Annotated in this window: 6 protein-coding genes; 5 read left to right on the plus strand and 1 reads right to left on the minus strand. The window is 70.9% G+C overall.

Annotated features, from left to right (window positions below):
- The first annotated feature begins 199 nt into the window (after positions 1 to 199).
- The 4 genes from manA to ACSNOD_RS25535 all read left to right on the plus strand — a co-directional run bounded on the left by manA (position 200) and on the right by ACSNOD_RS25535 (position 5,077).
- Complete coding sequence (manA, locus tag ACSNOD_RS25520) at positions 200 to 1,438, plus strand: mannose-6-phosphate isomerase, class I (protein ID WP_436769397.1); 1,239 nt, start codon at positions 200 to 202, stop codon at positions 1,436 to 1,438.
- A gap of 96 nt (positions 1,439 to 1,534) precedes the next feature.
- The gene (locus tag ACSNOD_RS25525) at positions 1,535 to 2,503 is read left to right on the plus strand and encodes a cation diffusion facilitator family transporter (protein ID WP_436769398.1); all 969 of its coding nucleotides are present in this window, start codon (positions 1,535 to 1,537) and stop codon (positions 2,501 to 2,503) included.
- Between the two features lie 399 nt (positions 2,504 to 2,902).
- On the plus strand, positions 2,903 to 4,360 hold the full coding sequence (gene ahcY, locus ACSNOD_RS25530) for an adenosylhomocysteinase (protein WP_436769399.1): 1,458 nt from the start codon (positions 2,903 to 2,905) through the stop codon (positions 4,358 to 4,360).
- 102 nt (positions 4,361 to 4,462) lie between these two features.
- Positions 4,463 to 5,077, plus strand: coding sequence for a hypothetical protein (locus ACSNOD_RS25535; RefSeq protein ID WP_436769400.1), 615 nt, complete (start codon positions 4,463 to 4,465; stop codon positions 5,075 to 5,077).
- 33 nt (positions 5,078 to 5,110) lie between these two features.
- Here the strand turns inward: ACSNOD_RS25535 and ACSNOD_RS25540 are convergent, their stop codons facing one another.
- Positions 5,111 to 6,091, minus strand: a complete 981-nt coding sequence (locus tag ACSNOD_RS25540) for an RDD family protein (protein WP_436769401.1) — start codon at positions 6,089 to 6,091, stop codon at positions 5,111 to 5,113.
- Positions 6,092 to 6,218: 127 nt separating this feature from the next.
- On the opposite strand from ACSNOD_RS25540, the gene ACSNOD_RS25545 reads away from it, so the two are divergent.
- Entirely contained in the window at positions 6,219 to 7,226 is a 1,008-nt protein-coding gene (locus tag ACSNOD_RS25545) for a stage II sporulation protein M (RefSeq protein WP_436769402.1), read from the plus strand.
- The last annotated feature ends 493 nt before the right edge of the window (positions 7,227 to 7,719 follow it).

Below are 7,719 nucleotides of genomic sequence, written 5' to 3' on the forward strand. Positions count from 1 at the left end.
CAGCGAGCTGGAGCCGGCCGCGGGCAGCGAACTCGAAGCCGTGGCCGAGCTGGTGGCGGTCACCGACTTCGCCGCGGTCTATCTGGGCCTGACCTCCCGCGGCCGGTCCTGATCCGCAGCCGCCCCTGCAGCCGCCCCCTGTAGCCGCGCCCCGTAGCCCCCATCGAGACCTGCCAGGACCCGCCAGGAAGCGCTCACCATGGATCGCCTCGTCAACACCGTGCGCCCCTACGCCTGGGGCTCCCTCACCGCCATCCCGGAGCTGCTGGGCGTCGAGCCCACCGGCGAGCCTCAAGCAGAACTGTGGATGGGCGCCCACCCCGGTGCTCCCTCGCGGGTCGACCGGGGCGCCGGCCCCGTACCGCTCCCCGAGGTGATCGAGGCCGACCCGCGCGGCGAGCTGGGCGACGCCGCCGTGGACTCCTTCGGCCCCCGGCTGCCGTTCCTGTTCAAGGTGCTCGCCGCCGCCGCCCCGCTCTCCCTCCAGGTCCACCCGGACCTCGCCCAGGCGCGCGCGGGCTTCGCCGCCGAGACGGAGCGCCAGGTGCCCGTCGACGCAGCGCACCGCAACTACCGGGACGCCAACCACAAGCCGGAACTGATCTGCGCCCTCACGCCGTTCGACGGCCTGTGCGGCTTCCGGCGCGAGGCGGACGCCGCGGAACTGCTCGCGGGGCTCGGCGTCGACTCCCTCGAACCGTATGTGGACATCCTCCACGCCAGCCCCGAATCGGACGCGCTGCGAGAGGTGCTCACCGCCGTACTGACGGCCGATCCGGAAGCGATGGCCGAGACCGTCGCCCGGGCCGCCGCCGCGGCCGAGCGGCTGGCCGCCGCCCCCGGGCCGCACCGGGACGACTACGCGGCCTGCGCCACCGTGGCCCGGCACTACCCCGGCGACCCCGGAGTCATCGCCTCCCTGCTCCTCAACCACGTACGGCTCCAGCCCGGCGAGGCGCTCTTCCTCGGCGCCGGAGTGCCGCACGCCTATCTCAGCGGGCTCGGTGTGGAGCTCATGGCCAACTCCGACAACGTGCTCCGCTGCGGGCTCACCCCCAAACATGTGGATGTGCCCGAGTTGCTGCGTGTCGTGCGGTTCGAGCCGACTGTTCCCGCCATCCTGCGACCCGAGGCCGCCGAGGGCACGGGGGAAGAGGTCTACGACACGCCGAGCGGGGAATTCCGCCTGGCACGCCATGCCCTGGCCGACGGAGGAACGCCGCACCGGCTGCCCACGGGAGTGCCGCAGATCCTGCTCTGTACGGCGGGTGCGGCAGTACTGCGCGACGCGACCGGCGCGGAACTGCCCCTGAGGCGCGGTGACTCCGCGTTCGTGGCGGCGCGCGAACGGGTCGAGCTCTCCGGGGCAGGTACGGTCTTCCGCGCCGCGGTGCCGTGGGACACCCGTACGGCGAACGGTGCCCGTACGGCGACCTGACCGACGCGCCTCCAGCCGTACTGCAACAATGTGCCGCCGTACTCCGGCAGGACACACCACGGCACGAGGCCATCAGGGAAGGGACACTGGGCGGACATGAGCGCGTCAGGCGGAACCAAGGCGATCGTCGCGGCGTTGGGCGCCAATCTAGCGATCGCGGCAGCGAAGTTCGTGGCGTTCGCCTTCAGCGGCTCGTCGTCAATGCTCGCGGAGGGCGTTCACTCGCTGGCCGACTCGGGCAACCAGGCGCTGCTGCTGGTGGGCGGGAAGAAGGCCAAACGGGCGGCCACCGAGGAGCACCCGTTCGGCTACGGCCGCGAGCGCTACATCTACAGCTTCCTCGTCTCCATCGTGCTCTTCAGCGTCGGCGGCATGTTCGCCCTCTACGAGGGCTACGAGAAGATCAAGCACCCGCATGAGATCGAGCACTGGTACTGGCCGGTCGGCGTGCTCGTCTTCGCCATCATCGCGGAGACCTTCTCCTTCCGTACGGCCATCAAGGAGTCGAACGAGCTCCGCGGCACACAGTCCTGGAAGGAGTTCGTCCGCCGGGCCAAGGCGCCGGAGCTGCCGGTGGTGCTGCTGGAGGACCTCGGCGCGCTGGTCGGCCTGGTGCTCGCCCTCGGCGGCGTCCTGCTGGCCCTGGGCACCGGCGACGGCGTCTGGGACGGCATCGGCACCCTCTGCATCGGCGTACTGCTCATCCTGATCGCGCTCGTCCTCGCGGCGGAGACCAAGTCGCTGCTGCTCGGCGAGGCCGCCGGCACCGAGGACGTGGCGAAGATCCGTGCCGCCCTCGTCGACGGCCGCACCGTGAGCCGCGTCATCCACATGCGCACCCTCCACCTCGGCCCGGAGGAGCTGCTGGTCGCCGCGAAGATCGCGGTACGCCACGAGGACACGGCCGCCGACGTGGCCGCGGCCATCAACGCCGCCGAGGACCGCATCCGCGAGGCCGTCCCGATCGCCCGCGTGATCTACCTCGAACCGGACGTCTACAGCGAGTCCGCGGCGGCCGCCGGCAACAACCCGGCCAAGACGCCCGGCGGTCCGGCCGCTCACTGACGCGCCGTACGGACGGAAGCGGGCCCCTCGCCACAGCGCGAGGGGCCCGCTCGCGTATCCGGCGCCGCCGCGCGCGCCGAGAGGACGCCCGCGCCGCGCGCGCCGAAAAGGAAGCCCGCACGCCGCTCGCCCGCCCCTCGAGCCCCGCACCTGTCCGAATGGCATAGGACTGGCGTAGATGACGAAGCCTTGGTGAGAGGCTGGGGCCCGCTCCGCCGTCCGGTGTAGATTCGGGAACCGACAGACGTCGCTGCTGATGGCGGTCGGGCGGTGCCACGCTGGGGCCGGCCGAGGGCGAGAGGGCCTCCGACGGACTGCGCTGCGGCCGGGGGCTGAGGCGCCCACCTGCCGCAGAACAGCCGTGTTCACTCTCGCTCGACCTCACGAGGAGCAGACCGCATGACGACAGCCGCCGCCGGCCAGGACTTCAAGGTCGCCGACCTCTCCCTGGCGGAATTCGGCCGCAAGGAGATCACTCTCGCTGAGCACGAGATGCCGGGTCTGATGGCCATCCGCAAGGAGTACGCCGAAGCCCAGCCGCTCGCGGGCGCCCGTATCACCGGCTCCCTGCACATGACCGTGCAGACCGCCGTGCTCATCGAGACCCTCGTCGCCCTGGGCGCCCAGGTCCGCTGGGCCTCCTGCAACATCTTCTCCACCCAGGACCACGCCGCCGCCGCCATCGCGGTCGGCCCCAACGGCACCCCGGACAACCCGCAGGGCGTGCCCGTCTTCGCCTGGAAGGGCGAGACGCTGGAGGAGTACTGGTGGTGCACCGAGCAGGCGCTCACCTGGCCGGGCACGCCCACCGGCGGCCCGAACATGATCCTCGACGACGGTGGTGACGCGACTCTCCTCGTCCACAAGGGCGTCGAGTACGAGAAGGCGGGCGCGGCCCCGGCCGTCTCCACCGCGGAGAACGACGAGCACCGGGTCATCCTGGAGGTCCTTAACCGCACCCTCGCGGAGAACCCCCAGAAGTGGACCCAGCTGGCCTCCGAGATCCGCGGCGTGACCGAGGAGACCACCACCGGTGTCCACCGCCTGTACGAGATGCAGCAGGCCGGCACCCTCCTCTTCCCCGCGATCAACGTCAACGACGCGGTGACCAAGTCGAAGTTCGACAACAAGTACGGCTGCCGCCACTCGCTGATCGACGGCATCAACCGCGCCACCGATGTACTCATCGGCGGCAAGGTCGCGGTCGTCTGCGGCTACGGCGACGTGGGCAAGGGCTGCGCGGAGTCCCTCCGCGGCCAGGGTGCGCGCGTGATCGTGACCGAGATCGACCCCATCTGCGCCCTCCAGGCGGCGATGGACGGCTACCAGGTCGCCACGCTCGACGACGTCGTCGAGACCGCCGACATCTTCATCACCACCACCGGCAACAAGGACATCATCCTCGCCTCTGACATGGCGAAGATGAAGCACCAGGCCATCGTCGGCAACATCGGCCACTTCGACAACGAGATCGACATGGCCGGCCTCGCCGCCATCCCCGGCATCGTCAAGGACGAGGTGAAGCCGCAGGTCCACACCTGGACCTTCCCGGACGGCAAGAAGATCATCCTGCTGTCCGAGGGCCGGCTGCTCAACCTGGGCAACGCCACGGGTCACCCCTCGTTCGTGATGTCGAACTCCTTCGCGAACCAGACCATCGCGCAGATCGAGCTCTTCACCAAGCCCGAGGCGTACCCCACCGATGTCTACGTGCTGCCCAAGCACCTGGACGAGAAGGTGGCCCGCCTCCACCTGGACGCCCTCGGCGCCAAGCTCACCACGCTCCGCCCGGAGCAGGCGGCGTACATCGGCGTGCCGGTGGAGGGCCCGTACAAGCCGGACCACTACCGCTACTGACCGCCCACTGATCGCCTACTGATCACCGCGCATCGCCGCACCAGCGGTGGATATCAGGCCCCCGCCCCACCGGCGGGGGCCTGACCCGTCAAGGACAGCACCATGCCCCGAGGCCGCTACTCGCTCCACGACCCCCACGACCGCACCCCCCTCGGAGAAGAACACTTCCACTGCGCCACCGGCCCCTCCGGCTGGCGCTACGTCTCCCAGATCACCACCCCCTCCGGCGACCACGCCGGCTCCGTCGACCTGACCCTCGACGAGCTCGGACGCCCCATCCGCGTCGAACTCCACGCCGCGAGCTGGCAGGTCCGCGGCGGCGCCCTCGACGGCGTCACGTGGGTCCGCACCGATCCCAGCGGGGCTCATGCCACCGAGGGCAATGTCCCCGCCCACGCCTTCACCGGCGCTTCCCCGGCCTTCCTCGTCGCCACGGCCCGGCTGCTGCGGCCGGCCCCCGCCGCCCCGGCCACCCGCGTCCGCCTCGTCGCGTTCACCAGCCCCGTCCTGGCACCCCGCACCCTCGACCAGTCGTGGTCCCTGGTGACGAGGGAAACACACGCCACTGACAACGGCCCCCTCCTCGTGGACGAGTACCAGGTGACCGACCTCGACACCGGCGAGCAGCGCCCCGTGCACATCGCCGGGGACGTGGTCCTCGCCGCGCCGGGAATCGAGTTGGAGGACCTCGAGTCCCCGCCCTCGCGCTTCGACTGACCGGTCCCCGAACGACACGCGCCGCCCGGCCGCTCACACGGGAGGCTGGAAGCCCGTCGTCCGCGTCGGCGGGCCGTCGGCTGCCGGCGCCGCTCCGGCGGCCGTGGCGGCGTGCGGGCCCGGCGCGCCCCCGGGCACCGGCGGCGCCCCGGCGGCGTGGCCGAGGCCGAACCCCTGATGCGGAGCCGACTGATCAGGAGCGGGGTACGGGTGAGCGGCAGCGGGATACGGAGCCGGGTACCGGCCGTCCGAGGGCGGGGCGGCCGTCGGCCCGAAGGCCCGCCGTGCGTCCCGCGCCTGCCGCTCGGCCACCACCGCCGCCAGATAGACCGCCGGCGGCACCCCGTCCGGCACCGGCGCCCCCGTGCGGCCCGCGACATCCCAGGCCAGCCGCTGCGCCATGGACTCACTCACCTGCGGGTCGAGCTGGCCCGTCCGCGACAGATACTGCCGAACCGCCAGCCACAGCCCCTCCGGGACGGCGGACAGATCCAGCCCGGCGAATCGCTCCACCAGCCACGGCGGCGCCGGTGGTACGGCGGCGGACCGGGCCACGGGTATCCGCTCCCGCACCACCAGCGTCCCGGCGAACACGTCCCCGAGGCGCCGCCCTCGCGCGGAGACCAGCGAAGCGACGCAGGCGACGACGCCGAAGGTCATCAGGATCTCCACCACGCCCATCGCGCCGCGCACCAGCGCGTGCCGGAAGCGGATCGGCCCCCCGTCCTCCCGTACGACGCGCAGCCCGCACGCCAGCTTCCCGAGCGACTGTCCGTGACTGAGCGTCTCGACCGCGATCGGCCCTCCGACCAGCACCAGCACGAACATCGCCACGGACAGCGCCGCCGAGACCGCCTCGTCGAGCGACGAGGTCGCCAGCAGTACTGCGGTCGACACCCCGGTGTAGACGGTCCACACGACCACGAGATCGATGAAGACCGCCAGGGCGCGACTCGGCAGCCGTGCCGGGCGAAGGTCCAGGACCACCGCCTCACCCGTCACCAGATCGCTCATGCGCGGTGTCCTCCCTCCACCTGACCTGCCCCACCCCGACCCCGCAGGACCAGTGTGCCGTTGGGCGGCCGCTGTCTGCCAAGCTGAGGTCCGATCACGGCCGGGCCGGGATGGAGGAGCAGTCGCCATGGATCTCGATGTGTTCGTCCGGGCCCACAGCGCCGAATGGGCTCGCCTCGAAGCGCTGCTGGGTCGGCGGCGGAAGCTCTCCGGGGCGGAGGCGGACGAACTCGTCGCCCTCTATCAGCGCGCGGCGACCCATCTGTCCTTTGTGCGGTCCAGCGCCCCCGACCCCCAGCTCGTCGGCCGGCTCACCCAGCTCGTGGCCCGTGCGCGCAGTGCTGTCACCGGGGCCCGCCGGGCCGGCTGGCGTGACGCCGGCCGCTTCCTGTCGGCCGGCTTCCCGGCCGCCCTGTACCGATCGCGCCACTGGTGGCTGCCGACAGCTCTGCTCTCGACGGCCCTGGCGGCTGTGATCGGCTGGTGGATCGCCACCCACCCCGAGGTCCAGGCCTCCATAGCCGCCCCGGACCAGCTGAGGGAGCTCACCCGGCCGGGCGGCCAGTACGAGACGTACTACTCCAGTCACGCGGCGGCCTCGTTCGCCGCCCAGGTCTGGACGAACAACGCGCAGGTCGCCGCCGTCTGTCTGGTCTTCGGCGCTTTCCTGGGCATCCCGGTGCTCTGGGTCCTCTTCCAGAACACCCTCAACCTGGGCATCGGGCTGGGCCTGATGTCGTCCGTCGGCCGCCTGGACACCTTCCTGGGGCTGATCCTTCCGCACGGGCTGCTGGAGCTCACGGCCGTCTTCGTCGCCGCCGGCACCGGCCTGAGGCTGGGCTGGACAGTGATTGACCCGGGGCCGCGGCCGCGGCGTACGGCGCTCGCCGAGGAGGGACGGTCGGCGCTGGGCATGGCCATCGGCCTGGCGATCGTGCTGTTCGTGTCCGGGGTCATCGAAGGCTTCGTCACCCCCTCAGGACTCCCCACCTGGGCTCGCATCTCCATCGGCATCGCCGCTGAGCTGGCATTTCTTGGGTACGTCTACGGGCCGGGGCGCCGCGCGGCCCGCCGCGGGGAGACGGGTGACGTCGAAGGCCCGGACCGTGGCGCACGGCAGCCCGTGGTCGCCTGATGTGCGTCGGACCCCTCTGACCTGCTAATCTCCTCTTCGCCGGGCACACCCCTTGACGTGGGTGCTCCTGGGAGGTAGATTCAAACGGTTGCGGCGGACTGGACAGGTCCGCGAGCAAAGGTTAATATCTTCCTCGCCTCCACCGGAATGTAATTCCGGTATGGCCGTCCGGGTTCATCGGGATCGCGAAAGCCGATTAGATCGGTGGAAACGAATCTGATAAAGTCGGAATCACGCCGAGAGGCGCGAAACAAACCCCCTCCAACGGGGACCGGAATTCAACCGGATGAACTGCTTCTCACGAGAAGCAGGGGCCGGAAAAGAATCTGGTAAGGTTGGAAACACCGAAGGGAAGCGCCCGGAGGGCCGGTGGGAGCCGGACCGAAGGAAGCGTCCGTTCCTTGAGAACTCAACAGCGTGCCAAAAGTCAACGCCAGATATGTTGATACCCCGTCTCTTGGAGACGAGGTTCCTTTGAAAGTCCTCCGGAACA

This window comes from Streptomyces sp. URMC 123 (genome assembly GCF_051386515.1).
GTDB lineage: Bacteria > Actinomycetota > Actinomycetes > Streptomycetales > Streptomycetaceae > Streptomyces.